Below are 25,615 nucleotides of genomic sequence, written 5' to 3'. Positions count from 1 at the left end.
TTGTTAACAGATCAACCCGTTACGCACCGTTCCGACGCACCCAATCGGAGCGCCCGCACATTTATGGAGCAGACATGACCGACCCCTTGATTCTTCAGCCCTCCAAGCCCGCAGACGCCTGCGTCATCTGGCTGCATGGCCTGGGCGCTGATCGCTACGACTTCATGCCGGTGGCCGAAGCGCTGCAGGAAACCCTGCTGTCGACCCGCTTCGTGCTGCCCCAGGCGCCGACCCGTGCGGTGACCATCAACGGCGGTTACGCAATGCCCAGTTGGTACGACATCAAGGCCATGAGCCCGGCACGCTCGATCAGCCTGGAAGAGTTGGACGCGTCCACACAGATGGTCACGGACCTCATCGAAGCGCAGAAGAGAACCGGAATAGACGCCTCGCGGATTTTTCTCGCAGGCTTTTCCCAGGGCGGCGCAGTGGTATTTCACACCGCGTATCTGAACTGGCAGGGGCCGTTGGGTGGCGTGATCGCCCTCTCCACCTATGCGCCTACCTTCGACGACGAGCTGCACTTGTCGGCCAGCCAACAGCGCATTCCGGCGCTGTGCCTGCATGGCCAGTACGACGAGGTGGTACAGAACGCCATGGGCCGCAGCGCCTTCGAGCATTTGAAGAGCCGTGGTGTCACCGTGACATGGCAGGAATACCCAATGGGCCACGAAGTGTTACCTCAGGAGATCCACGACATTGGTGCCTGGCTGCTCGCGCGGCTGAGCTGAAACCGGCGTTTATGTAGCCGTATGACAGACGCACTACGCCGCGCCCGATTCTTGCATTACACTGGCCGGCGTACATTCCTTAACCCATTAATGAGATCACCGTGCTCAAAGCACTCAAGAAGATGTTCGGCAAAAGCGAGGCTGAGCCGCTCGCGCCAGTTGCCAGTGCGCCTGTCCCTGCCGCCCCTCGGCGCACGGACGCTCATCAGCCAGGACGCAGCGCGCCGATTGCCCAACCGCCTGAACCTGCCGCACCGGTGGAACCCGTCGCCGCTCCCAGGCCACCTCGCGAACGTGCGCCCAAGCCCAAACCGGTAGTCATCCCCTGGAAACTCGAAGACTTCGTCGTCGAGCCCCAGGAAGGCAAGACCCGCTTCCACGATTTCAAGCTCGCCCCGGAACTGATGCACGCCATCCAGGACCTGGGCTTCCCGTACTGCACGCCGATCCAGGCGCAGGTGCTGGGCTTCACCCTCGCCGGCAAGGACGCCATCGGCCGCGCCCAGACCGGCACCGGCAAAACCGCCGCGTTTCTCATCTCGATCATCACCCAACTGCTGCAGACGCCACCGCCCAAAGAGCGCTACATGGGTGAACCGCGCGCGCTGATCATCGCCCCCACCCGCGAGCTGGTGGTGCAGATCGCCAAGGACGCCGCCGACCTGACCAAGTACACCGGCCTCAACGTCATGACGTTTGTGGGCGGCATGGATTTCGACAAGCAGCTCAAGCACCTCGAAGCCCGCCACTGCGACATCCTAGTGGCCACGCCAGGCCGCCTGCTCGACTTCAACCAGCGCGGCGACGTGCACCTGGACATGGTCGAAGTGATGGTGCTGGACGAAGCCGACCGCATGCTCGACATGGGCTTCATCCCGCAAGTGCGTCAGATCATTCGCCAGACCCCGCCAAAAGACGAGCGTCAGACCCTGCTGTTCTCCGCGACCTTCACCGAAGACGTGATGAACCTCGCCAAGCAGTGGACCACTGACCCGTCCATCGTCGAGATCGAAGCGCTGAACGTCGCCAGCGAAAACGTCGAACAGCACATCTACGCCGTGGCCGGTGCCGACAAGTACAAGTTGCTCTACAACCTGATCAACGACAACGGTTGGGAGCGCGTGATGGTGTTCGCCAACCGCAAGGACGAAGTGCGCCGCATCGAGGAGCGTCTGGTGCGCGATGGCGTCAACGCTGCGCAACTGTCGGGCGATGTGCCGCAACACAAACGCATCAAGACCCTCGAGGGCTTTCGCGAAGGCAAGATTCGCGTGCTGGTGGCCACCGACGTGGCCGGTCGCGGGATTCACATCGACGGCATCAGCCATGTGATCAACTTCACCCTGCCGGAAGTGCCGGACGACTACGTGCACCGCATTGGCCGAACCGGCCGTGCGGGCGCTGCAGGTGTGTCGATCAGCTTTGCCGGGGAAGATGACTCGTATCAGTTGCCGTCGATCGAGACGCTGCTGGGGCGCAAGATCAGCTGTGAAACGCCGTCGACGCATCTGTTGCGAGCCGTCGAGCGCAAGCGCCCTTAAGGGCTAAAACGCGGTCAACAATGTGGGAGGGGGCTTGCTCCCGATAGCAGGTTGTCAGTCAATGATGTTGTGACTGATCCACCGCTATCGGGAGCAAGCCCCCTCCCACATTTTGATCTCTGCTGGTGTTGAGATATGTGTCCGGCTGGCTATTTCCAGCGATCCGCTGCCGCGTGATCACTGCTGCGCCCTTCCACCCAGCGTGGCCCGTCCGGCGTGTTTTCTTTCTTCCAGAACGGCGCCCGGGTCTTCAGGTAATCCATCACAAACGCACAGGCATCAAACGCAGCCTGGCGATGGGCACTGGCGGCCGCGACGAACACAATCGGCTCGCCCGGCTCCAGCGCGCCAATGCGGTGCAGTACTTCCAGCTTGAGCAACGGCCAGCGCTGCTCGGCCTCCACGCCGATTTTCGCCAGGGCCTTTTCGGTCATGCCGGGATAGTGCTCAAGAAACATCCCCGACACATCGCGCCCGTCATTGAAGTCGCGCACATAGCCGACAAAACTGACCACCGCGCCCACACCGGCATTGGCCGCGTGCATCGCATTGACCTCGGCGCCCGGGTCAAAGGCGCCGGCCTGCACACGAATCGCCATGTTCAGCCTCCGGTCACGGGCGGGAAAAACGCGATTTCATCACCGGCCTGCACCGGTTCATTGAGGTCGCACAATTGCTCGTTGCGCGCGCACATCAAGCTGCTCTCGTTGAGCACTGCAAATTCAGGGTCGCTCGCCAACGCCAGGCGCACTGCATCGACGGTGGCGAAATCGCCCTCCATCTCCAGCGAATCAAAGCCCACCGCTTCGGCGTAGCGCGCAAAAAACAGCACATTGATGCTCATTGCTCATCCGCCTTGAAATGCCCGCTCTTGCCGCCGAGCTTTTCCAGCAGGCGCACGCTTTCGATGGTCATGCCACGGTCCACGGCCTTGCACATGTCGTAGATCGTCAGCGCGGCGACACTGGCGGCGGTCAGGGCTTCCATCTCCACGCCGGTCTGCCCGGAGAGTTTGCAGCGCGCCACGATGCACACGGTATCCACGCCTTCGGCGCTGAGTTCGACCTTGACGCCGGTGAGCATCAGCGGGTGGCACAGGGGGATCAGGTCACTGGTTTTTTTCGCCGCCTGGATCCCGGCGATGCGGGCCACGGCGAACACGTCGCCCTTGGGATGGGCGCCGTCGACAATCATTTGCAGGGTGGCCGGCAACATGCGCACCCGCGCTTGGGCCACCGCCTCACGGAACGTCACGGATTTATCGGTGACGTCGACCATATGGGCGCGACCTTGGGAATCGAGATGAGTCAGCACAGCGTTACTCCTGAACAGGAGCCGCGATTGTAAACCCAACGCATAACAAAATGTGGGAGGGGACTTGCCCCCTCCCACACTGACCGCGTTTATAGGTGAGATTCGGCGTATTCAGCCAGAATCGAGCGTGGTACCCCTTGCAGCGCAATGTGCACGCCGTTCGGGAAGTCCTTGAAACGTTCCGTCAGGTAAGTCAGCCCGGAGCTGGTCGCGGACAGGTAAGGGGTGTCGATCTGCGCCAGGTTGCCCAGGCACACCACTTTGGAACCGGCGCCGGCACGGGTGATGATGGTTTTCATCTGGTGCGGCGTGAGGTTCTGGCACTCATCGATCAGGATCAGGCTCTGCTGGAAGCTGCGACCTCGAATGTAGTTGAGGGATTTGAACTGCAACGGCACTTTGCTGAGGATGTAGTCGACGCTGCCATGGGTGTTTTCATCATCCATGTGCAAGGCTTCGAGGTTGTCGGTGATCGCCCCCAGCCACGGCTCCATTTTCTCCGCCTCGGTGCCGGGCAAAAAGCCGATCTCCTGGTCCAGGCCCTGCACACTGCGGGTCGCGATAATGCGGCGATAGCGCTTGGTCACCATGGTCTGCTCGATGGCGGCCGCCAGGGCGAGGATGGTTTTCCCCGAGCCTGCGGCGCCAGTCAGGTTGACCAGGTGAATGTCCGGGTCGAGCAACGCATACAGCGCCAGGCTCTGGTAGATGTCACGCGGTTTCAGGCCCCAGGCCTCCTGGTGCAACAGGGGCTCCTGATGCAGGTCGAGGATCAGCAGCTTGTCGACCTGAATTTCTTTAATCCAGCCCACAAACCCCTGTTCGTCGATGATGAACTCGTTGATGTGCACGGATGGCAGATTGTCGATCAACTGCACCTGGTGCCAGGTGCGGCCATGGTCCTGACGGGTGTCGACCTTGGCCACCAGGTCCCAGAACGAACCCGGTACCGTGTGATACCCGCGCGAGAGCATCGACACGTCGTCGACCAGTTGGTCGGTACTGTAATCCTCGGCCGCGATCCCACAGGCGCGGGCCTTGAGGCGCATATTGATGTCTTTGGTCACCAGTACCAGGCGCAGGTCCTTGTCGCGCGCGTGCAGGTCGATCAATTGGTTGATGATCTTGTTGTCGTTGAGGTTTTCCGGCAGCAGGCTGTTGGGCTCGCCGCGCTTGCTCATCAGGATCGACAGCAGGCCCTTGGGTCCGCTTTTACCACGCTGGATCGGCACGCCTACTTCAACGTCTTCGGGCGAAGCCTCGCCCAGCGTCTTGTCGATCAGGCGAATGGCCTGGCGGCATTCGGCGGCCACGCTGTGGTGCCCGCTTTTGAGTTTGTCGAGTTCCTCAAGCACGATCATGGGGATGGCGACGTGGTGTTCTTCGAAGTTAAGCAGTGCGTTTGGATCGTGGATCAATACGTTGGTATCAAGCACATAAAGGATTGGCTGGTCGGAAGAAGGGTTACGTCCATGATCATCCATACTCGGTCACCTTTGTGGGAGCCATTCGACGCAATACCTGAGCGGTGCTGCGCCTCGATTCGACCACCGCGCACACCTGAGTGACGTCAAGTGCATTGCCCACAGGAGGAGTCTTGGAAGACGCCACCTGTGTTGCAGGGTTCGGCGGTCTGACTTCGTAATACCGCAAAACCCATGACAGAAAAAAGCACTTTGACGCTTTTTTGAAGTTTATTTTTCAGGATGACGAATAGCACTAGCCGAGTGCCATCTACCCCGCTAAAGTCGGAAGTCCGCCTGCCTTGAAATGTTTCGAAAAATCACCGCAAAAGCGCCTCATACCCAACAGGGCCGGGCACTTGCGCTTTTCAGCGAAACGCCTCCCGACAGTCCTCCCATCCCAGCCCGCTTTGCGCCGTTTCATGCAGCAACATCGGCAATGCCAACCGCGCCCGGTCCTGGGTGTCGTGGAATACGATCACGCCTTTGCGCCATAACAGCATCAGAGTGAGCACTCGCTGCGCCGACTCATCGGCCTTGAGCTTGCCCGGCTCGTCCTGGGAATCGATATCCCACAACGCCACCTGCAAACCCTGTGACTGGAAAAATCCCTGGCTGTCGGCACGGCGCTGCCCATAGGGCGGCCGAAACTGCGGCACATAGTTTTCCGGCATCAGGTTCTGTGCCAGCGTGGCACTGCGGGTGATGGAGCTTTGCCAGTCGACCCAGTGGCTGTGGGAGCGGTACTGCCAACCCTGAGTCCCCACACACTGCCCCTGATACAAAGCCTGCACGTCACTGGCCGAACTGCGCTCCACACGGGTTTGCAGGCTGCTGCCGAGCACGAAAAAGGTCGCGTTCATTTTCTGTTTGCGCAGGTAATCGGTGAGCCAGTCGGTATTGCCGCCGACCGCTGCCGGGCCGCCATCGAAGGTGAGCAGGAACAGGCGGTCATTGAATTCGTCGCCGTTGCGTTCATGGTCGCCGAAGCGCGCGACTTCGCTGCTGATCTGCGGGAACAGGGCCGCTTTGCGCAGCAATTCGTCCAGGTAACGCTCATGAAAGGCATGGCTCGGTGCGGCCCAGCCTATATAGAAGGAGTCTTCGCTGAGTTCCAGCTTGCCGACCTGCTCGCGCAGGTCGTCCATGCTCTCCACCAGATAGCAGAACGAAGCATCTTCCTCGCAGCTCTGCTGGGCGAAGGTATAGTTCGCCAGCAGGCGTTTCCACAGTTGGCGGCGCAGGTCGTCGATGGCGGCCAGGTTGATGATTTTCAGGCCCAGGCGCTGTTTGAGCGCGGGTTCATCGAGGGACTCGCTGGCCAGCAGGCTGCGGGAGAACATCAGGATTTCGGCGCGCGAGGCTACGTCGAACAGCGCCGGGCTGCCGAGCTTTTCGGGCCAGGTGCCGCGGTCCAGGCTGGCGACGTCAGCGGGCGCCGCCTGTGCATTCAGGCAAAACAAGCAAGCCGACAACAAAAGCGCTATTCGCACACGGGGTCTCCCTCTCCAGAGTCGTCGCGCACTATAGCCGATCGTGATGGGACTGGATGGAGTCGGATCAGGTTGAGCTTGAACGACTCCATCACGACAAAGACAGAAAAGTCCGACAGCTATTGCATTCGAATTGGTAAGAGCCCTCTGTATTTCCTCAGCACTATTGAAGCACCCAATCATAGCTTCCTAGGATTGCGTCCGTCTCAACTGACCCTGGCGCATTACAAGGAAGCCCCATGCCCCGTCAAAGCGACCTGCGTTACACCTTCGAACCGCTGCGGGGCGATCCCTTTGAGGTGGTCTCGTTCACCCTCGAGGAAGGCCTCTCCCAGACCTTCAAACTCGAACTGGAGCTGGTCAGTCACCACCCCGCCATCGACTTCTACCGCATGCTCGACCTGGATGCGGTCTTCACCATCTGGCGCGAGGACACCCCGGTGCGCTATGTGCACGGGTTGGTCAGCCTGTTTCAACAAGGCGACACCGGCTTTCGCCGCACCCGCTACACCGCCATAGTCGAGCCAACCCTGAAGCGTTTTGATCTACGCTCCAACTGGCGCATCTTCCAGGCCCAGACCGTGCCCGACATCATCACCAGCATGCTGGCCGAGCAAAAGCTCACCGACCTGCGCACGGAAATCTGCTTCGAGCACCAACCCCGCGAATACTGTGTACAGGCCGGCGAAACCGACCTCGATTTCATCGCCCGCCTTGCCGCCGAAGAAGGCCTGCTCTACACCTTCGAACACCGCGCCGACGGCCATACCCTGGTCCTCACCGACCGCGTCGGCGGCCTGGGCACCATCGGCACGCACACCAATTGCCCGGTGATCTACCAGCCCATGGGTGGCGGCGATTCCAAGGAGCCAGCGTTAAACCGCTTCCACTACACCGAACAAGTGCGCACCGCGCGCCAGGTGCAGCGCGACTACACCTTCACCCACCCGCGCTACAACCAGCAGCATACCGCCACCGGCGACCAGGACCTGAACAACCAGCACAAGGACTACGAACGCTACGACTATCCCGGGCGCTACAAACGCGATATCGCCGGCAAGCCCTTCACTAAGACCCGCCTGGCCGCCCTGCGCAATGACGCCAAACTGGCCCATGTGGAAGGCGACGATGAACGCCTGCAACCGGGATTGGCCTTCGACCTCAACGAGCATCCCCGTGAGGACTTCAATGATCGCTGGCGAACCATCGCCATCAAGCATGAAGGCAAGCAGCACACCAGCCTGCAGGAAGAATCATTTGGTAGCGGCCTCGGTACGTCTTACTCGTTGAAAGCCAGTGCCATCCGCTGGACTTCGGATTGGAAGGCGCCGCTGCGGGACAAACCCTGCATCGACGGCCCGCAGATCGCCTCGGTGGTCGGTCCGCCGGGGGAAGAGATCTATTGCGATGAATGGGGACGGGTCAAGGTGCAGTTTCCGTGGGACCGTTCGGACAAAAACAACGACCAGAGTTCGTGCTGGATCCGTGTAGCGCAAGGCTGGGCCGGCGCGACCTGGGGCGCCATGGCCGTGCCTCGGATAAATCAGGAACTGATCATCAGCTTTTTGGATGGTGATCCTGACCAGCCGATCGCCACCGGCCGCACCTACCGCGAGACCAATCTGCCGCCGTACCAACTGCCCAAACACAAAACGCGGATGACCATCAAGAGCCGAACCCACAAGGGCGAGGGTTTCAACGAGCTGCGCTTTGAGGATGAGCTGGGACACCAAGAGGTGTTCATCCATGCCGAGAAAGACAAGAACGTCCACATCAAAAACAACAACGGCATCTTCGTCGGTAACGACCGCAATGAGCGGGTTGAGCACGATGAAAAAATAGAGATTGGCCATGACCGCACAGAGCAAGTCGGCAACAACGAAACGGTGAGCATTGGTCAGGATCAATGCCATGCCGTCGCTCGTGATCGGTTTCATCACATTGGCCACAACCACGAAATAACCATCGGCAACAATCGAATTGAATGGGTTGGCAATGAACGCCACGACAAAACGGGGACTCACCATCACATCCAAACCGGCGGAAATGTTGATCACAACGTACACAGTCATTATCGGCTGACAGCGGGCAAGACCATTGAACACAAGACGACTTGCTATGAAGTTAAAGCAGGCCAGCGGATTGTCTTCAAGGCCCCCGGCGGGACTCTTACCCTCGACGAGAATGGCATCTCATTGGACGGCATAGTGATCAGCATAAAAGGTCAGGTTGACCTGTCGGGGGGCGCTAAAACCCATGACGGCTGGAGGGGCGAAGGCAGCCCTGCAACGGGCAACTTACAAGAATTTTTTATTCTACGCGACGCTAATACCGGTAATCCGGTAGTTGATCGACCTTATGAAATACTGCGCGGCAGTGGCCACACCTTACGCGAAAGAACCGACGCCGAAGGTAAAACCAAAATCGTCAAGTCAAGCGATGCAGAACCCTTGGAAATCCAAGTATTCGCTGACGAGAAAAATCTGGTGAAGCTCAGTGCCGGATACTGGGATGACTTTAGCGTGATGGACATCGACTTTTCTTCAAGTCCGACGTCGAAGGATAACTAACTCATGAGTGAACCGTTAAAACCGCGAACAGCAAGCCGTGCCCCTGACGGCAAAACCCGCAGCGTCACCAAACCCTCTAACAGCGGTAGGGTATTGCCTGTCACCGACCCGCTCGATTTATGGTATCTGTGTGAAAAAGCCTCCTACGCTAAAGCAACCCCATACAAGCGGGCGAAAGACGGCTCTCCGATGTATCAGCGCACCGTATCGCAGTTAGTACGCTGTGATAACGAGGCGTTCAAGTATCACTTTCCATACTGTGGTGAAGTTGGGTTTGATATGAGCAAAAGCCCGCCACAACCTATCATGAGCAAACGCGAACCTCATCGTCCCAGCAGTTTTCCACTCTCTCAATACCAACAGTTGCGTAATCGCCATTTTGAGCAACTGGCAAGCATGCGCGTTGAAACCGATCTACTGAGCAAAACCGACCTTGAACAGATGCTGTCCCCCTCGCCACCCACTGGCAACGGTGCGCTGTGGATTGATGGACAAAAAAACCCTCGTGGATTGCTGCGTATTCCTGATGTGCTGCGCCTTAGGGCGTTCGGTAATCCAGGTAAGTCGCAATACAGTCAAAGTAATTTGTCATCGGTGATTGAGATGAAATTTCCAGGGGATAGCCTCTCTCCGATTCAACAACTAGCATATCAACGTATTGCTGGAGACACGGCAAAACTTAGACTATTAGAGACCAAAAACTGCGACTCCAGTGACAAACAAAAATGGCGTGAGTGGGTTCGCTCCTCGGTAAGCGAGCCCGTGTATAGGCCAGTCCAACAAGTCATTAGCCTGGCATCACGCGCCTCCGCAGCCAGACACAAGCTGTTGGTGGGCCGTATAGATGCTGAACATGCAGCGGCGCGGCTGAGACTGGAAACCCAGTTCGTAGCGCCTGGAACCCCAGTGATGACAGCGGCACCGGATCAGCGGGCGATACAGGCACAAAACCAACGAGCGGTTGCAAGCATTGAAATGACGCTGGCGGCGCCCTTTGTCGCTATTGGCGCTGCAATGGTGTCTATGGCGGCCGCACCTGCTACTGCTACTGCAGAAGCGACTGCTCTGGTCGCCAATGCGGGTGGGCATTCGATCCATTTCAAACCTTTTATCACTGCTGCCAAGCGAGTTTTCGCCGGTGGCAGTGCAGGGGCTGGAACCGCCATGCCCGCATTTGCCCAAGGCAACAGAGTGTCGTCAGGCTCATCTTTCTTCGACGACGATCATGACACTCAGGCCCGATGGGCTGAATGGAAGCAACGCCAGCAACACCAACAGACCACCCTCCATAACTATGTGTTTTGGGAGGATGTACCGGAGGCAAATCATGAATGAAGAGCAGTTTTTCAAAGACTTCAACGCCCATTGCTGGGACTTCACCATCGTCGATGAAAAAGATGAAGAGCAGCCGGTCTTGCAAGTTGGGTTAGTAGCAACTTTTTACCTGGTGGATGCTTACCTTCCAGTCCGCCGAAAACATATTGCTGAGGCTTTTGAGCTTTACTGTAAGCATTTCGGTGAACAGCTGGTATGGGGATACATGGGAAGTGAAAAAATCATCACGCAAGATTTTTGCCCTCAGACGATGAACCTTTGCCTCTCCTACATTCAGTCTGATGGGCTTGCTGACTCAGCTTCATTCATGTGGTCATCCCAGCAGGGATTTCAACACTCTGGAAAATACATGTTTGAGGCAATACTCCCTGTTGAATGGTTCGAACGAATCCATAACTCTCTAACGACAATAAGATTTTACCTTCCAGTAGAAGAACTTAAAGGCAGTGGAAGAATACACTTTGAAAAACTAATATTAGACACGTGCAAGATTTTACGCCCATTGCATGGAACCGCCGGCCTGGGCATTCAGAACAGTTACGAGATACAAAACTACCAACATATTGAATACGAACTACTAGAACAATATAGAGGCATAGATTTAACCCTACTCATTGCAAGCGAGACTTGGCGAACCGGCTACAGCAACCTCAACTGGTACACCTACCTGGCCCACCACTGGGTAAGCAAACTAGGTAAAACCGAGGACCTGCTCGAACAACTCAACGACGTACGCATAGGTATCTTGCCTTACGAGTGGGGTACGATTTTTCGCGCCGGCGACTGGCCGGCTCTGGGCAAAGCCAATGTTGACCCACGCCCTGAGTTATATGTGATGGTCAATGAAGTGCTCAAACCATTGCGTGTCAGCAATATTGGCTCACTGCACTATGGCTCGATTGCCGGCGAAGTGCGCCTCAACGAGCGCACCAGCAACCAATGGCTGCGCCGCTTTGACCTCCCCAAAGACACTCCGAAGCAACAGCCTTCACCGCTGTACCGCCGTATATCAGCAACAGAGCAACAACAGTTGAACGCCAGCAGGAAGATGTTTGACGACCTGCTAAACCAGGTACCTGATGACAAATCCAAAATGTAATCGACCCTGCTGGCCTCAGTGCCATCGAGTTCGATCGCCATCCCGTCGATAAATCGCCGGATGTTGAATTGCAGTTCTGAACAACAGGAGTGAAAAATGAGGGAATCCACACCCAGCAAAAACGTGCCTACCGAGGGAGATAGCGGCCTGCTCTTCAACTATTTGCCGCAGGACACCGGCAGCGAAGCCGCGGACCTCAGTGTGGAGCAGACCAAACCAAAGCCACCCGCTCTCCTCGCGGATCCGGAATTCGACATGCGCGGCGTGGCCTGGAACCCACTGTGCGATGCCGCCACGCCGCTGATCGGTCTGGTGATCCGCCTGCGCCGTCTGGACCACCACGATGACGTACCTGCGCTGTACCTGAGCGTCAGCAACCAGATCACCACGATCATGGAAGAAGTCAGCCAGCTCGACTACGACGCCGGCATGCTCAAGGCCTACTCCTACAGCCTGTGCCTGCTGGTGGACGAGGTGGTCATGCGCACCACCTGGGGCAGGCTCTCCACGTGGAGCGCGCGCTCATTGCTAAGCCAGTTTCATGGAGAAACCCAAGGCGGCGATAGATTCTTCACCGTCATGAACAACATGATCCCCGAAGCGGCTCGGTATCAGCATGTGCTGGAGTTCATGTACCAGTGCCTGATCTCCGGCCTCATGGGCAAATACGGCGCCCATATCAGGGGCGATGACGAAATACAGAAAATCATCGACCAACTGCACGGCCTGTTGCGCCCCTTGCGCGGCAAGACGCCCAAGCACCTGACCGACCCGCTGAAAAACGTCGCGCCGCGCAACTACCGGATCAAACGCGCCTGGCCATTGTGGACGCCTTGGGCCATGGCCGCCGTCGTGCTGACGGTCGCCTACACGATCTACACGATCCGCCTGAACGCCATCACTCAGGAAGTGCTGGTGTCCCTGGAGCGGATTCTCAACCTCTAACCGATTTCCAGCGTGTTCTTCCCAGCGGGCCCGTGGCCCGAGACACTTTGGTCGTTTATTCAGCACTCATCATGTGCCTATCACCATCATAGGTGGAGTCGAAACGCCCCAACCCCTAGAATCCCGCCCACGCTACACGCCACGATTCCAGGAGCCAACCTCATGCTGATGGTGATATCCCCCGCCAAAACCCTCGACTTCGAGTCAAAACCGGCCACCCAGCGCTTCACCCAACCGCAGTACCTCGACCACTCCCAGGAACTGATCGAACAACTGCGCCAACTGACCCCGGCGCAAATCAGCGAATTGATGCACGTTTCCGACAAGATCGGCGGCCTCAACGCTGCGCGCTTCGGCAGCTGGACGCCCTCCTTCACCCCCGAAAACGCCAAGCAGGCGCTGCTCGCGTTCAAGGGCGACGTCTACACCGGCCTCAACGCCGACACCTTAAGCGACGACGATTTCAGCTACGCCCAGGATCACCTGCGCATGCTCTCGGGCCTCTACGGCCTGCTGCGCCCGCTCGACCTGATGATGCCGTACCGCCTGGAAATGGGCACCAAACTCGCCAACGCCCGTGGCAAGGACCTGTACGCCTTCTGGGGCACGCGCATCAGCGAATGGCTCAACGAAGCGCTGGCCGCACAAGGCGATGACGTGCTGCTCAACCTGGCTTCCAACGAGTACTTCTCGGCGGTCAAGCGCACGGCCCTGAACGCACGGATCATCAACACCGAGTTCAAGGACCTGAAGAACGGCCAGTACAAGATCATCAGCTTCTACGCGAAAAAAGCCCGGGGCATGATGAGCCGCTTTGTCATCGAAGAACGCATCAACGATCCGGCCAGGCTCAAGGAGTTCGACGTGCAGGGCTATCGCTTCAATGCAGAGCAATCCAAACCGGACAAGCTGGTGTTCCTGCGCGATCACGCACCGCAATAGAGCCTGGTCGACACTGACATACAAAGGTGGGAGCACGCAGCCTCCCACTTTTTTACCTGACCCTCACGCCTGAAAACGTCGTTTTATTGGCGTCAAAAAAAATTCACATGAAATCCTGAAAAATCTTTCACTCGACATTCGTCGATTTTTTTCGTAGTGGCACCACTTTTCCAAAACACTAGTGGCACAAAACTATCTTTGCGCACCATGCCCCCATAACTACTGGCTTAAGTAGCAAGTGCTATCAATATAATACCAGTGCCATCTTTTCTAATATTTCAAGAAATTTCCAGAAACAGGATGAGCGGCCAGGAACTTCACCTCAAAGCACTGCTCATACCACCGGTAACGAAATTCTATGTTTCTGTAGGAGATGACTTACATGGCAGACCAACGGAAGTAGCGAAGTTGTCACATCAACTTTCGCTCAGGGGTCACAACACCAACCCACTAGTTAAGAGCGGCGATAAGGATGCATTGCCACACACTATAAGGCCAAGGCCGAGCTTCCCCTGATGGGTCAGTGAGACAGCCCAAGGTATTGATAATTAAAGGCTTATAGCCACTATCAAGGCTTTGCGGCACTGGCGCCACGTCCTTCTCCCAGGAAGGCTGGCTGCATTTGAGGGCAGGCCCCAATAACAAGGCCACGTTGCGCACAACTTGAGTGCAATAGTTAGTCACTCGTTATTCAACATGCCTGCATGCGGCAAGTCGGCGTCTATTCGCCTAACTTTCGCGGCATTAGTGACGCTTGCAAACATGAACTCCGGCCATCCAATGGCAATGATTTAAATACAGAGGTAATTGCGATGCGCATCAGCATATTTGGTTTGGGTTACGTTGGCGCAGTCTGTGCCGGTTGCCTGTCTGCCCGTGGCCACGACGTGGTTGGCGTAGACATTTCCAAGGACAAGATCGACCTGATCAACGCTGGCAAATCGCCTATCGTTGAACCTGGTCTGGGCGAGCTGTTGAGCCAGGGTATCGAAACCGGCCGACTGCGTGGCACTACCAACTTCGCCGAAGCGATTCGTGACACCGACCTGTCGATGATCTGCGTCGGTACGCCAAGCAAGAAGAACGGCGACCTGGAACTGGACTACATCGAAGCCGTGTGCCGCGAAATCGGTTTTGTGCTGCGTGACAAGGCCACCCGTCATACCGTGGTAGTGCGCAGCACTGTGTTGCCAGGCACCGTGGCCAACGTGGTCATCCCGATTCTCGAAGACTGCTCGGGCAAAAAGGCCGGCGTCGACTTCGGCGTCGCGGTCAACCCGGAATTCCTGCGTGAATCCACTGCCATCGCCGACTACGACCTGCCGCCGATGACCGTTATCGGCGAGTTCGACAAAGCCTCCGGCGACGTCCTGCAGTCGCTGTACGAAGAACTCGACGCACCGATCATCCGCAAGGACATCGCCGTTGCCGAGATGATCAAGTACACCTGCAACGTGTGGCACGCCACCAAAGTGACCTTCGCCAACGAGATCGGCAACATTGCCAAGGCCGTCGGCGTCGACGGTCGCGAAGTGATGGAAGTGGTCTGCCAGGACAAGACCCTCAACCTGTCCCAGTACTACATGCGCCCAGGCTTCGCGTTCGGCGGCTCGTGCCTGCCAAAGGACGTGCGCGCACTGACCTACCGCGCAGGTTCCCTGGACGTGGAAGCGCCGCTGCTCAACTCGCTGATGCGCAGCAACGAATCCCAGGTGCAGAACGCCTTCGACATCGTCAACAGCCACGACAAGCGCAAAGTCGCCCTGCTGGGCCTGAGCTTCAAGGCCGGCACCGACGACCTGCGCGAAAGCCCGCTGGTGGAGCTGGCCGAAATGCTGATCGGCAAGGGCTTCGACCTGAGCATCTACGACAGCAACGTCGAGTACGCCCGTGTCCACGGCGCGAACAAGGACTACATCGAAGGCAAGATCCCGCATGTGTCGTCCCTGCTCAACTCGGACTTCGATGAGGTGATCAACAACTCCGACGTGATCATCCTCGGCAACCGTGACGAGAAATTCCGCGCCCTGGCGCAGAACGCACCGCACGGCAAGCAAGTGATCGACCTGGTGGGCTTCATGTCCAAGGCCACCTGCACGACAGGTCGCACCGAAGGCATTTGCTGGTAACAGCAACGGCGAGTTTCAAGCTGCAGGCGCACACGGCGCCTGCGGCTTGAAGCCTTCTTCACCTTCGGATGACGCTTATGTCCAAGTTAAAACATGTACTCCTGCAATCGGCTGGCTGGCTGTTCTTTCTCAGCCTGCTGATGGGACTCGCCCTGCTGCTGCCGGCGAGCACGTTCGACTCCGAGTCGAAGAATTTTATTTTCCTGATTGGCGCCGTGGGTATCTGGCGCTATTCGATGGGTGCGACGCATTTCTTTCGCGGCATGCTGTTCCTGTACGTCGTGTACCCGCACCTGCGCCGCAAGGTGCGCAAGCTGGGCAAGGCTGCCGACCCGTCCCATGTGTTCCTGATGGTCACCAGTTTTCGTATCGATGCGCTGACCACCGCGCAGGTCTACAGCTCGGTGATCCGCGAAGCCATCGAATGCGGCTTCCCCACCACCGTAGTCTGCTCGCTGGTGGAAATGTCCGATGAGCTGCTGGTGAAAAGCCTGTGGGAGAAGATGAACCCACCCGAGCACGTGAAGCTCGACTTCGTGCGCATCGCCGGCACCGGCAAGCGCGACGGCCTGGCCTTCGGTTTCCGCGCCATCTCCCGCCACCTGCCGGATGACCGCGCCGTGGTAGCCGTGATCGATGGCGACACCGTGCTCGCAGAAGGTGTTGTCCGCAAGACCGTGCCGTGGTTCCAGCTGTTCGGCAACGTTGGCGGCCTGACCACCAACGAGTTCTGCGAAGTGCGCGGCGGCTACATCATGAGCGAATGGCACAAGCTGCGCTTCGCCCAGCGCCACATCAACATGTGCTCAATGGCCCTGTCCAAGCGCGTGCTGACCATGACCGGACGCATGTCAGTGTTCCGTGCCAGCGTGGTCACCGACCCGGGCTTTATCGCCGACGTGGAAAGCGACTCGCTGCAACACTGGCGCCTGGGCCGCTTCAAGTTCCTCACCGGTGATGACAAATCCAGCTGGTTCAGCCTGATGCGCCTGGGCTACGACACCTTCTACGTGCCGGACGCCGCGATCAACACCGTGGAACACCCGCCGGAAAAGAGCTTTATCAAGGCCAGCCGCAAGCTGATGTTCCGCTGGTATGGCAACAACCTGCGCCAGAACTCCCGTGCCCTGGGCCTGGGTGTACGCCGCCTCGGCCTGTTCACCAGCATCGTGCTGTTCGACCAGCGCGTGTCGATGTGGACCTCCCTGCTCGGCCTGACCGTGGCGATCATTGCCACCTTCAAGTACGGCGGCGCCTTCATCCTCGCGTACCTGCTGTGGATCGGCATTACCCGCCTGATCCTCACCCTGCTGCTGTCGTGCTCCGGCCACACCATCGGCCCGGCTTACCCGGCGATTCTCTATTACAACCAGATCATGGGCGCGCTGGTGAAGATCTACGTGTTCTTCCGCCTTGATCAACAGTCCTGGACCCGCCAGGACACCAAACTGACCCGCGATTTGGCCAGCTTTCAACGTTGGTTCAACACCTGGTCGTCTCGGACCATGACCTTCTCCGCCGGCAGCATTTTCGTCGCCGTGCTCTTGATGATGGTCTGACCCTGCCAAGCCTGAATTAACCTAGGAATTACACCGATGAATAGCCAAGTAAACGCCAACGTTGTCCACGAGTCCGAAGCCCAGCGCCAACATGCCCGGGTCAAAATCCCGGCCAAGCTGCGCTTTTTCAACACCGACCGCACCCAGACCGAAGCCCGGGTGATCGACCTGTCCGCCGGCGGCCTGGCGTTCACCGCCACCCAGCCGTTGACCGTGGGTGAAGTGCACAAGGGCCGCCTGCAATTTGTGATCGATAACCTCGGCCTGGCGATGGACGTGGAGCTGCAGATCCGCTCCTACGACCGCCAGACCGGCCGCACCGGTTGCCAGTTCCAGAACCTGGAACAGCAGGATATTTCCACCCTGCGCCACCTGATCACCTCGCACCTGTCCGGCGACATCGTGACCATGGGTGACGTGCTCGCCACCCTGCAGCGTGACAACTTCACCAAGGCGCGCAAGGTCAAGGACGGCGGCAGCGGCATGACCGCGTTCGGTCGCCTGCGCGCCGTAGTGTTCAGCGCCGGTATCTTCATCGTCGGCCTGGCCGCGTTCGGGTTTGTCTTCAAGTCGGTCTACGGCATGTACTTTGTCAGCCACGCCCAGGCCGGCCTGGTCAGCGTACCCGGCATGAACGTGACCATGCCGCGCGACGGCACCGTGCAGAGCCTGCTCAAAGGTGACGCGATTGCCGCCAAAGGCGCACCGCTGGCCACCTTCAGCACCAGCATGCTCGACGTCCTCAAAGGCCATCTGGATGAAGACCAGCTGCAACCGGCCAAGGTTGAGGAGCTGTTCGGCAAGCAAATGACCGGCACCCTGACCTCTCCGTGCGATTGCGTGGTTGCCCAGCAAATGGTCGCCGACGGCCAATACGCCAGCAAAGGCGATGTGATCTTCCAACTGGTGCCACGCGGCGCCCAGGCCAACGTGGAAGCGCGCTTCACCTATCGCCAGTTCGGCGACGTGCGCCCAGGCACCCCGGTGAGTTTCCAGGTGGCCGATGAAGAACAGGTGCGCACCGGCACCATCGTCAGCAGCACCAGCCTGAACAGCGCCGACCTGTCCTCCGACATTCGCGTGCAGATCAAGCCCGATGCACCGCTGGACAGCGCCTACGCCGGCCGCCCGGTGGAAGTCACCAGCGACCGTGGCCCGTCGCTGAACTGGCTGATCGATAAAGCCATGGCTCACGGTCTGTAAGCGAGGACATGCCTGTGAACCCTATCTCAATCACAACACCGACCCTTGTGGGAGCCGGGCTTGCCCGCGATAGCGGTGGTGAATCCAGCACCGTCATCGCAGGCAAGCCAGCTCCCACCCAGGGCAGATTGCATTTCGCCTCGGCCTACTGCGCGCTGGCACTGGCCATTTCTCTGGCCGGTTGTGCCGGCCTGCCCGACCAGCGCCTGGCCAACGAAGCGCTCAAACGCGGCGACACCGCCACCGCGCAGCACAATTACCAGCAACTGGCAGACCTGGGTTACAGCGAGGCCCAAGTGGGCCTGGCCGATATCCAGGTGGGCACCCGCGATCCTGAGCAAATCAAACAGGCCGAAGCCACTTACCGCGCCGCGGCCGACACCTCGCCGCGCGCCCAGGCCCGCCTCGGCCGCCTGCTGGTGGCCAAGCCGGGCAGCACCGAAGCCGAGCACCATGAAGCCGAAGGCCTGCTGAAAAAAGCCTTTGCCAATGGCGAAGGCAACACGCTGATCCCGCTGGCGATGCTGTACCTGCAATACCCGCACAGCTTCCCGAATGTGAACGCGCAGCAACAGATCACGAAATGGCAAGCTGCCGGTTACCCGGAAGCCGGCCTGGCCCAGGTGCTGCTGTATCGCACCCAGGACACCTACGACCAGCATCTGGCTGACGTCGAGCGCATCTGCAAGGCCGCGCTCAACACCACCGATATCTGCTACGTCGAACTGGCCACCGTGTACCAGAAACAGGCCGCACCGGAAAAACAGGCCGAGTTGCTCAAGCAGCTCGAAGCCGGCTACAGCCGTGGCACCGTCACTGCGCAGCGTGTCGACAGCGTCGCCCGCGTGCTTGGCGATGCCACCCTCGGCACCCCGGATGAAAAGACCGCCCAGGCCTTGCTGGAAAAAATCGCCCCCGGCTACCCGGCGTCCTGGGTCAGCCTGGCGCAACTGCTTTACGACTTCCCGGAACTGGGCGACGTCGACCAGATGATGCAGTACCTGGACAACGGCCGTGCCGCCGACCAACCGCGCGCCGAACTGCTGCTGGGCAAGCTCTACTACGAAGGCAAGTGGGTGCCGGCAGACGCCAAGGCCGCCGAAGCGCATTTCGAAAAAGCCGTGGGCAGGGAAGTCGCCGCCGACTACTACCTCGGCCAGATCTACCGCCGTGGCTACCTGGGCAAGGTCTATCCGCAGAAAGCTCTGGACCACCTGCTGACCGCTGCGCGCAACGGCCAGAACAGCGCCGACTTCGCCATCGCCCAACTGTTTTCCCAAGGCAAGGGCACCAAGCCCGACCCATTGAACGCCTATGTCTTCAGCCAGCTGGCCAAGGCCCAGGACACCCCGGAAGCCAACGAGCTGGCCACCCAGCTCGAAGCACCGCTGACGCCTGAGCAACGCACCGAAGGCCAACGCCTGGTGCAACAGGAACTGGCCGCCCGCGGCACCCTGGCCCAGAGCACGCTGCAATTGCACGCCCTGGATGAAGAAGACGACGGCGAGGAATCCCTATGAAGCTCAACCCATTCGTCAAGGCCGGTATCGGCCTGACCTTCGCCCTGCTGTGGTCGTGCCCGACCCTGGCCGCGCTCACCGAAGCGAAGAACTTCGGCCTGGAAGTCAAAGTCACCGGCCAGTCCGAAGACGACCGCGACCTGGGCACCCAGAAAGGCGGCGACGTCAACGGTATCGGTATCGACCTGCGCCCGTGGATCTACGGTGAAAGCGGCAACTGGAGCGCTTACGCCATGGGCCAGGCCGTGGCCTCCAGCGACATCATCGAGACCGACACCCTGCAACAGTCGGCCGATGACGAGAACCAGCAAACCAGCAACAGCGACCGCAAGACTAAAAAGAATTACCTGGCGATGCGCGAATTCTGGGTGGCGTACGGCGGCTTCACGCCCTACCCCGGCGAGCTCCTCAAGTTCGGTCGCCAGCGCCTGCGCAATGACGACGGCCAATGGCGCGACACCAACATCGAAGCGCTGAACTGGACCTTCGACACCACCCTACTCAAGGCCAATGTGGGCGCCGCCGAACGCTTCAGTGAATACCGCACCGACCTCAAGGAACTGTCCCCGGTCGACAAGGACCGCCAGCACCTCTACGCCGACGCCGCCTACCAGTGGACGCCGGGCCAGTGGATCGGCTTGCGCGGCCACCATACCCATGACAACGGCAAGCTCGACTTCCCGGAACCGGGCGTGGCCACCGACTCGCTGGACAAGCGCGAAAACGGCGACCTGACCTGGCTCGGCATCGAAGCCAACAGCGATGCCTATAACTGGCGCAACACAAACACTGTCAATTACTGGGCCAGCGTCACCGGCATGAAGGGCGACCGCGACACGGTCAACGCGCTGAACGCCGACGGCAGCCGCCCTGCCACCGCCAAGCGCAGCGACAACATCAGCGGCTGGGCCACCGACCTGGGCGTGCGTCTGCGCCTGGACCCGCAGTGGCAAGTGGGCGCGGCGTACTCCCGTGCCAGCGCCGAGTACGAGCAGAACGGCCTGCAAAGCAACCGTTCGAACTGGACCGGCACCCAGTCCCGCGTGCACCGCTTCGGCGAAGCGTTTCGTGGCGAGATGAACAACATGCAGTCCATGAGCCTGTTCGGTTCCTGGCAGCTGCGCGAGGACTACGACGCCAGCCTGGTGTACCACAAGTTCTGGCGCGTGGACGGCAACAAGCCGGTGGGCAGCAACGGCATCGACGCGGTGCAGAACAACACCGATGACGTGACCGGCGCGATCCTCTCCAGCACCTCGCTGCCCCTCGAGGACGGCAAGAAAGACCTGGGCCAGGAGATGGACCTGGTCGTCACCAAATACTTCAAGAAAGGCCTGCTGCCGGCCGCGCTCAGCCAGTCGATTGACGAGCCGTCAGCGCTGGTGCGTTTTCGTGCCGGTGTATTCAAGCCGGGTGATGCCTATGGCAGCCAGGTCGACTCGTACATGCATCGCGCCTTTGTCGACGTGATCTGGAAGTTCTGATGGGAGCCTGTGCAATGAATGCTCAAAGCCTACTCGTCGCGGCAATGCTGATGGCCAGCGCCACGGCCTTTGCCGACACGGCGGCCAAGGCGCCGACCATCGCCAAGGAACTGCAACAGGCCAAGACCTACACCATTTCCAGCCCGCCCACCGCGCCGCTGGAAATGGCCAAGCCGGCGCTGCCCGACCTCTCGGGCTACACCGCAGCGGCGATGGAAAAGAAGATCGTGCGCAACAAGCCGGGCAAGGTCAGCATCCGCCGCATGATGCAGGAAGACGCGCTCAAGGACTTTATCGGCGGTGACAACAAGATGGCCGAATGGGTGGTGCGCCAGCACGGCATTCCCCAGGCGATCTTTGTCGACGACGGCTATATGAACCTCAAGGACCTGTTGGCCAAAGTGCCCAAACAGTACCTGAGCGAAACGTCACCGGGCGTATTCCTGGCCAAGCTGCCGATTGTGGTGGGCCGCAAGGGCATCCTCGAAATCGACAGCAAAACCCAGGAGCTGCGCCTGTCCCAGCAAGCCGGTTCGTTCCTGATCAACGACGGCCAGCTGTTTGTGCGTGACACCAAAATTACCGGTTGGGATGAAAAAGCCAACGGCCCGGCGCTGTTCAAGTCGCCCAAGGAATTCCGCCCGTTCCTGCTGGCCTGGGGCGGCACACAGACCTATATCGCCAACAGCAAGATGGCCAGCTTCGGCTACGCCAACAGCAAGTCGTACGGGGTGAGTATTTCCCAGTACACGCCGAACATGGCCAAGGTGCTCAAGCGCCCTGAGCCGACCGGCTGGATCATCGATTCAGAGTTCTCGGACATGTGGTACGGCTTCTACTGCTACGAGACCACGGGCTTTGTGATCAAGGGCAATACCTACAAGGACAACATCGTCTACGGCATTGACCCCCACGACCGGTCCCACGGCCTGATCATCGCGGACAACACCGTGTACGGCACGAAGAAGAAGCACGGCATCATCATTTCCCGGGAAGTGAACGACAGCTTCATCTTCAACAACCGCAGCTACGACAACAAGCTCTCGGGCCTGGTGATCGACCGTAACAGCGTCAACAACCTGATCGCCGACAACGAGATCTACCGCAACCACACCGACGGCATCACCCTCTATGAGAGCGGCGACAACCTGCTGTGGGGCAACAAGGTGATCAGCAACCGTCGTCACGGCATCCGCGTGCGTAACAGCGTGAACATCAAGCTGTACGAAAACACCTCGATGGCCAACGGGCTGACCGGCGTCTACGGCCACATCAAGGACCTGACCGACACCGACCGCGATATCGCGCTCGACCCGTTCGACGCGAAGGTTTCGCTGATCGTGGTCGGCGGTGAACTGGCCGGTAACGGCAGCGGGCCGCTGTCGATCGACTCGCCGTTGAGTATCGAGCTGTACCGCGTGTCGATGCTGGCACCGGCCAAAACCAGTGGCATCAGCTTCTCCGGGATTCTCGGTGAGCGCCAGGAAGAAATTCTCGACCTGCTGGTGCGCCAGCAGAAAGCCGTGCTGATCGACCCTGTCGAACGCCAGACCGAAATGCTGGACTGAGGATGACCCTTATGCACCCACACATGATCAAACTGCTGAGCCTTTCGGGTCTGACCCTCGGCCTGCTGGCGGCCAGCCAGGGCGTGCGCGCCGACGAAGTGAAGGCGCCGACCTTCACCGCCGAACCGTGCTGCAGCCTGTGCCCGGCCGCCCATGACGCGAAGAACTACACCACGCGCTATCAGCAGAACTTCACCACCCTGGTACAAGCCCAGGGCGACTGGCTGTTCCGTACCCAGGAAGACCTGCGCACCGAATTCGACACCAGCCCCGCCGGCTACAAACGTCTGCAACAGCTGCACGATGCGTTCAAGGCCAAGGGCGTGGAACTGGTGCTGGTCTACCAGCCGACCCGTGGTCTGGTGAACCGCAACAAGCTCAACCCGGCGGAAAAAGCCTCGTTCGATTTCGACAAGGCACTGGGCAACTACAAGACCATGCTCGGCCGCTTCGCCAAAATGGGCTACGTGGTGCCGGACCTGTCGCCATTGACCAACGAGCAACTGCCGGATGAATTGCCGGCCCACGATTTCTACTTCCGCGGCGACCAGCACTGGACCCCGTACGGCGCCCAGCGCACCGCGAAGATCGTCGGCGCCAAGGTGCGCTCGCTGCCCGAATTTGCCGATATTCCCCGCCACGAATTCGAAACCAAGCGCTCCGGGCGCATGGGCAAGACCGGCACCCTGCACAACATGGCCGGCCAACTGTGCGGCACCAGCTACGCGATCCAGTACATGGACCAGTTCACCACCGAGCCCAAGGGCGAAGCGGGCGACGGCGACCTGTTCAGCGATTCGGGCAACCCGCAGATCACCCTGGTGGGCACCAGCCACAGCGGCAAGAACTACAACTTCGCCGGGTTCCTGCAGCAGGAAATCGGCGCCGACATCCTCAACGTCGCCTTCCCCGGCGGTGGCCTGGAAGGCTCGATGATCCAGTACCTGGGCAGCGAAGAATTCCAGAAAACCCCGCCGAAAATCCTTATCTGGGAATTCTCGCCGCTGTATCGCCTGGACCAGGAAACCATCTACCGCCAGATGATGGCGCTGCTCGACAACGGCTGCGAAGGCAAGCCTGCGCAGATGAGTGCCAGCACCACGCTCAAACCCGGCAAGAACGAACTGATGGTCAACAGTTCGAACAAGGACCTGCGTAACGTAAACCACCAGGTCGATATCCGCTTCGCCGATCCGTCGGTGAAAACCTTGCAAGCCACCCTCTGGTACATGAACGGGCGCCACGAGGACATCAAGATCGAGAAACCCGAAACATCCGATACAGACGGGCGTTTCGCCTTTGAACTGCGCACCGATGAAGACTGGGCCTCGCAGAACCTGCTGGCCGTGGAAGTGCAGGGCCCCGAAGCGGGCGCTGCCGCGCAGAAAGTCGAAGCGAAAATTTGCACACGCAACGTATTTCCAGGCGGTGGTCAACAGACCGCCCAACTCGGAAAGTGAGGTTACCTATGCAAAAGCTATTGATTCCATCGTTGCTCGGCCTGGCGATCTTTGCCGGCGCCGCCAACGCCGCCGCGCCGCTGCGTCCGCCCCAGGGCTATTTCGCCCCGATCGAAGCGTTCAAGACCGGCGACTTCAAGGAAAACTGCGACACCATGCCCACGCCCTACACCGGGCCGTTGCAGTTTCGCAGCAAGTACGAAGGCTCCGACAAGGCACGTTCCACGCTGAACCTGCAGTCGGAAAAAGCCTTTCGCGACAGCACCGCCGACATCACCAAGCTGGAAAAAGACACCAGCAAGCGCGTGATGCAGTTCATGCGCGACGGCCGTCCGCAGCAGCTTGAATGCACGCTGAACTGGCTGGTGTCGTGGGCCAAGGCCGACGCCTTGATGTCCAAGGACTTCAACCACACCGGCAAGTCCATGCGCAAATGGGCGCTGGGCAGCATGGCCTCGGCCTATGTGCGCCTGAAGTTCTCCGACTCGCACCCGCTGGCCAATCACCAGCAGGAATCGCAGTTGATCGAAGCCTGGTTCAACAAGCTGGCCGACCAGGTGGTGAGCGACTGGGACAACCTGCCGCTGGAAAAAACCAACAACCATTCCTACTGGGCCGCCTGGTCGGTGATGGCCACGTCCGTCGCCACCAACCGTCGCGACCTGTTTGACTGGGCCGTGAAGGAATACAAGGTCGGCGTGAATCAGGTCGACGACCAGGGCTTTTTGCCCAATGAATTGAAGCGCCAGCAACGCGCCCTGTCGTACCACAACTACGCCCTGCCGCCGCTGTCGATGATCGCCAGTTTCGCGCTGGTGAACGGTGTGGACCTGCGCCAGGAAAACAACAGCGCGCTCAAGCGCCTGGGCGACAAGGTGCTGGCCGGGGTCAAGGACCCGGAGATCTTCGAGCAGAAGAACGGCAAAGAGCAGGACATGAAGGACCTGAAAAAGGACATGAAATTCGCCTGGCTCGAACCCTTCTGCACCCTCTACACCTGCGCTCCTGACGTGATCGAGCGCAAGCACGGCATGCAACCGTTCAAGACGTTCCGCCTGGGGGGTGACCTGACCAAGGTCTACGACCCGGCGCATGAAAAAGGCAACAAAGGTTCCTGAGCAAACTCGGTTAGAAATGTGGGAGGGGGCTTGCTCCCGATGGCGGTGTAACAGTCGCCATCTGTGTTGAATGACACACCGCTATCGGGGGCAAGCCCCCTCCCACAGTTTGAGCCGGTTTCGTCAGTAGGAATGTTGTAC

At 59.3% G+C, this 25,615-nt stretch carries 20 protein-coding genes; 15 read left to right on the top strand and 5 right to left on the bottom strand.

Annotated elements, in window-relative coordinates; all coding sequences use genetic code 11:
* Positions 1-74 precede the first annotated feature (74 nt).
* Together VRB54_RS04600 and rhlB are read left to right on the top strand one after the other, a co-directional pair.
* On the top strand, positions 75-731 hold the full coding sequence (locus tag VRB54_RS04600; protein ID WP_338479693.1) for an alpha/beta hydrolase: 657 nt from the start codon (positions 75-77) through the stop codon (positions 729-731).
* 95 nt (positions 732-826) lie between these two features.
* On the top strand, positions 827-2,272 hold the full coding sequence (gene rhlB / locus VRB54_RS04595; protein ID WP_338481053.1) for an ATP-dependent RNA helicase RhlB: 1,446 nt from the start codon (positions 827-829) through the stop codon (positions 2,270-2,272).
* A gap of 149 nt (positions 2,273-2,421) precedes the next feature.
* On the opposite strand, the gene moaE is transcribed toward rhlB, so the two are convergent.
* From moaE to VRB54_RS04570, 5 genes are all read right to left on the bottom strand, one after another.
* Positions 2,422-2,871, bottom strand: a complete 450-nt coding sequence (gene moaE, locus VRB54_RS04590) for a molybdopterin synthase catalytic subunit MoaE (RefSeq protein WP_338479692.1) — start codon at positions 2,869-2,871, stop codon at positions 2,422-2,424.
* A gap of 2 nt (positions 2,872-2,873) precedes the next feature.
* The gene (gene moaD / locus VRB54_RS04585) at positions 2,874-3,116 is read right to left on the bottom strand and encodes a molybdopterin converting factor subunit 1 (protein ID WP_057006787.1); all 243 of its coding nucleotides are present in this window, start codon (positions 3,114-3,116) and stop codon (positions 2,874-2,876) included.
* Positions 3,113-3,586 (bottom strand): cyclic pyranopterin monophosphate synthase MoaC, encoded by a 474-nt coding sequence (gene moaC / locus VRB54_RS04580; RefSeq protein WP_338479691.1) that lies wholly within the window; start codon positions 3,584-3,586, stop codon positions 3,113-3,115. The genes moaD and moaC overlap by 4 nt, the downstream gene beginning before the upstream one ends.
* 89 nt (positions 3,587-3,675) lie before the next feature.
* Positions 3,676-5,070, bottom strand: a complete 1,395-nt coding sequence (locus VRB54_RS04575) for a PhoH family protein (RefSeq protein WP_057006789.1) — start codon at positions 5,068-5,070, stop codon at positions 3,676-3,678.
* Between the two features lie 347 nt (positions 5,071-5,417).
* Positions 5,418-6,542 carry a polysaccharide deacetylase family protein gene (locus VRB54_RS04570; RefSeq protein ID WP_338479690.1) on the bottom strand — a complete coding sequence of 375 codons (1,125 nt, stop codon included), beginning with the start codon at positions 6,540-6,542 and terminating at the stop codon, positions 5,418-5,420.
* Between the two features lie 239 nt (positions 6,543-6,781).
* Here VRB54_RS04570 and VRB54_RS04565 point away from each other — a divergent pair, with 239 nt between their 5' ends.
* From VRB54_RS04565 to VRB54_RS04505, 13 genes are all read left to right on the top strand, one after another.
* Complete coding sequence (locus VRB54_RS04565; protein ID WP_338479689.1) at positions 6,782-9,112, top strand: type VI secretion system Vgr family protein; 2,331 nt, start codon at positions 6,782-6,784, stop codon at positions 9,110-9,112.
* A 3-nt stretch (positions 9,113-9,115) separates the two neighbouring features.
* Entirely contained in the window at positions 9,116-10,447 is a 1,332-nt protein-coding gene (locus tag VRB54_RS04560) for a VRR-NUC domain-containing protein (RefSeq protein ID WP_338479688.1), read from the top strand.
* A complete protein-coding gene (locus tag VRB54_RS04555; RefSeq protein WP_338479687.1) occupies positions 10,440-11,546 on the top strand; it encodes a type VI immunity family protein in 1,107 nt (368 codons plus the stop codon). The genes VRB54_RS04560 and VRB54_RS04555 overlap by 8 nt, the downstream gene beginning before the upstream one ends.
* A gap of 96 nt (positions 11,547-11,642) precedes the next feature.
* Positions 11,643-12,491 (top strand): type IVB secretion system protein IcmH/DotU, encoded by an 849-nt coding sequence (gene icmH, locus VRB54_RS04550; protein ID WP_338479686.1) that lies wholly within the window; start codon positions 11,643-11,645, stop codon positions 12,489-12,491.
* 162 nt (positions 12,492-12,653) lie between these two features.
* Positions 12,654-13,433: a peroxide stress protein YaaA gene (gene yaaA, locus VRB54_RS04545; protein WP_338479685.1), complete on the top strand. Its 780-nt coding sequence runs from the start codon at positions 12,654-12,656 to the stop codon at positions 13,431-13,433.
* A gap of 812 nt (positions 13,434-14,245) precedes the next feature.
* Entirely contained in the window at positions 14,246-15,562 is a 1,317-nt protein-coding gene (locus VRB54_RS04540; protein WP_338479684.1) for a nucleotide sugar dehydrogenase, read from the top strand.
* A gap of 77 nt (positions 15,563-15,639) precedes the next feature.
* Positions 15,640-17,121 (top strand): mannuronan synthase, encoded by a 1,482-nt coding sequence (alg8, locus tag VRB54_RS04535; protein WP_162276077.1) that lies wholly within the window; start codon positions 15,640-15,642, stop codon positions 17,119-17,121.
* A 36-nt stretch (positions 17,122-17,157) separates the two neighbouring features.
* On the top strand, positions 17,158-18,324 hold the full coding sequence (locus tag VRB54_RS04530; protein WP_338479683.1) for an alginate biosynthesis protein Alg44: 1,167 nt from the start codon (positions 17,158-17,160) through the stop codon (positions 18,322-18,324).
* A 95-nt stretch (positions 18,325-18,419) separates the two neighbouring features.
* Positions 18,420-19,844, top strand: a complete 1,425-nt coding sequence (algK, locus tag VRB54_RS04525) for an alginate biosynthesis TPR repeat lipoprotein AlgK (RefSeq protein WP_422396092.1) — start codon at positions 18,420-18,422, stop codon at positions 19,842-19,844.
* On the top strand, positions 19,841-21,328 hold the full coding sequence (locus VRB54_RS04520; protein WP_209988848.1) for an alginate export family protein: 1,488 nt from the start codon (positions 19,841-19,843) through the stop codon (positions 21,326-21,328). The genes algK and VRB54_RS04520 overlap by 4 nt, the downstream gene beginning before the upstream one ends.
* Positions 21,328-22,896 carry a mannuronan 5-epimerase AlgG gene (gene algG / locus VRB54_RS04515; protein WP_338479681.1) on the top strand — a complete coding sequence of 523 codons (1,569 nt, stop codon included), beginning with the start codon at positions 21,328-21,330 and terminating at the stop codon, positions 22,894-22,896. Before VRB54_RS04520 ends, algG begins: the two co-directional genes overlap by 1 nt.
* Positions 22,897-22,907: 11 nt before the next feature.
* Positions 22,908-24,356: an alginate O-acetyltransferase gene (locus VRB54_RS04510; RefSeq protein ID WP_338479679.1), complete on the top strand. Its 1,449-nt coding sequence runs from the start codon at positions 22,908-22,910 to the stop codon at positions 24,354-24,356.
* An 8-nt stretch (positions 24,357-24,364) separates the two neighbouring features.
* Positions 24,365-25,474, top strand: a complete 1,110-nt coding sequence (locus VRB54_RS04505; protein ID WP_338479678.1) for a mannuronate-specific alginate lyase — start codon at positions 24,365-24,367, stop codon at positions 25,472-25,474.
* Positions 25,475-25,615: the final 141 nt, after the last annotated feature.

The sequence above is a fragment of the Pseudomonas trivialis genome, from assembly GCF_036864995.1.
Lineage (GTDB): Bacteria > Pseudomonadota > Gammaproteobacteria > Pseudomonadales > Pseudomonadaceae > Aquipseudomonas > Aquipseudomonas trivialis.
The sequence above is the reverse complement of the archived record's forward strand: the minus strand, read 5'-3'. Positions and strand labels throughout refer to the sequence as shown.

Coding starts and splice junctions, on each gene's coding strand:
- VRB54_RS04555 (WP_338479687.1), top strand. CDS start 10,440: ATGAATGAAGAGCAGTTTTTCAAAGACTTCAACGCCCATTGCTGGGAC.
- VRB54_RS04510 (WP_338479679.1), top strand. CDS start 22,908: ATGCACCCACACATGATCAAACTGCTGAGCCTTTCGGGTCTGACCCTC.
- moaE (WP_338479692.1), bottom strand. CDS start 2,871: ATGGCGATTCGTGTGCAGGCCGGCGCCTTTGACCCGGGCGCCGAGGTC.
- VRB54_RS04540 (WP_338479684.1), top strand. CDS start 14,246: ATGCGCATCAGCATATTTGGTTTGGGTTACGTTGGCGCAGTCTGTGCC.
- icmH (WP_338479686.1), top strand. CDS start 11,643: ATGAGGGAATCCACACCCAGCAAAAACGTGCCTACCGAGGGAGATAGC.
- VRB54_RS04565 (WP_338479689.1), top strand. CDS start 6,782: ATGCCCCGTCAAAGCGACCTGCGTTACACCTTCGAACCGCTGCGGGGC.
- algG (WP_338479681.1), top strand. CDS start 21,328: ATGGGAGCCTGTGCAATGAATGCTCAAAGCCTACTCGTCGCGGCAATG.
- VRB54_RS04600 (WP_338479693.1), top strand. CDS start 75: ATGACCGACCCCTTGATTCTTCAGCCCTCCAAGCCCGCAGACGCCTGC.
- VRB54_RS04560 (WP_338479688.1), top strand. CDS start 9,116: ATGAGTGAACCGTTAAAACCGCGAACAGCAAGCCGTGCCCCTGACGGC.
- VRB54_RS04520 (WP_209988848.1), top strand. CDS start 19,841: ATGAAGCTCAACCCATTCGTCAAGGCCGGTATCGGCCTGACCTTCGCC.
- VRB54_RS04505 (WP_338479678.1), top strand. CDS start 24,365: ATGCAAAAGCTATTGATTCCATCGTTGCTCGGCCTGGCGATCTTTGCC.
- moaD (WP_057006787.1), bottom strand. CDS start 3,116: ATGAGCATCAATGTGCTGTTTTTTGCGCGCTACGCCGAAGCGGTGGGC.
- VRB54_RS04575 (WP_057006789.1), bottom strand. CDS start 5,070: ATGGATGATCATGGACGTAACCCTTCTTCCGACCAGCCAATCCTTTAT.
- alg8 (WP_162276077.1), top strand. CDS start 15,640: ATGTCCAAGTTAAAACATGTACTCCTGCAATCGGCTGGCTGGCTGTTC.
- VRB54_RS04530 (WP_338479683.1), top strand. CDS start 17,158: ATGAATAGCCAAGTAAACGCCAACGTTGTCCACGAGTCCGAAGCCCAG.
- yaaA (WP_338479685.1), top strand. CDS start 12,654: ATGCTGATGGTGATATCCCCCGCCAAAACCCTCGACTTCGAGTCAAAA.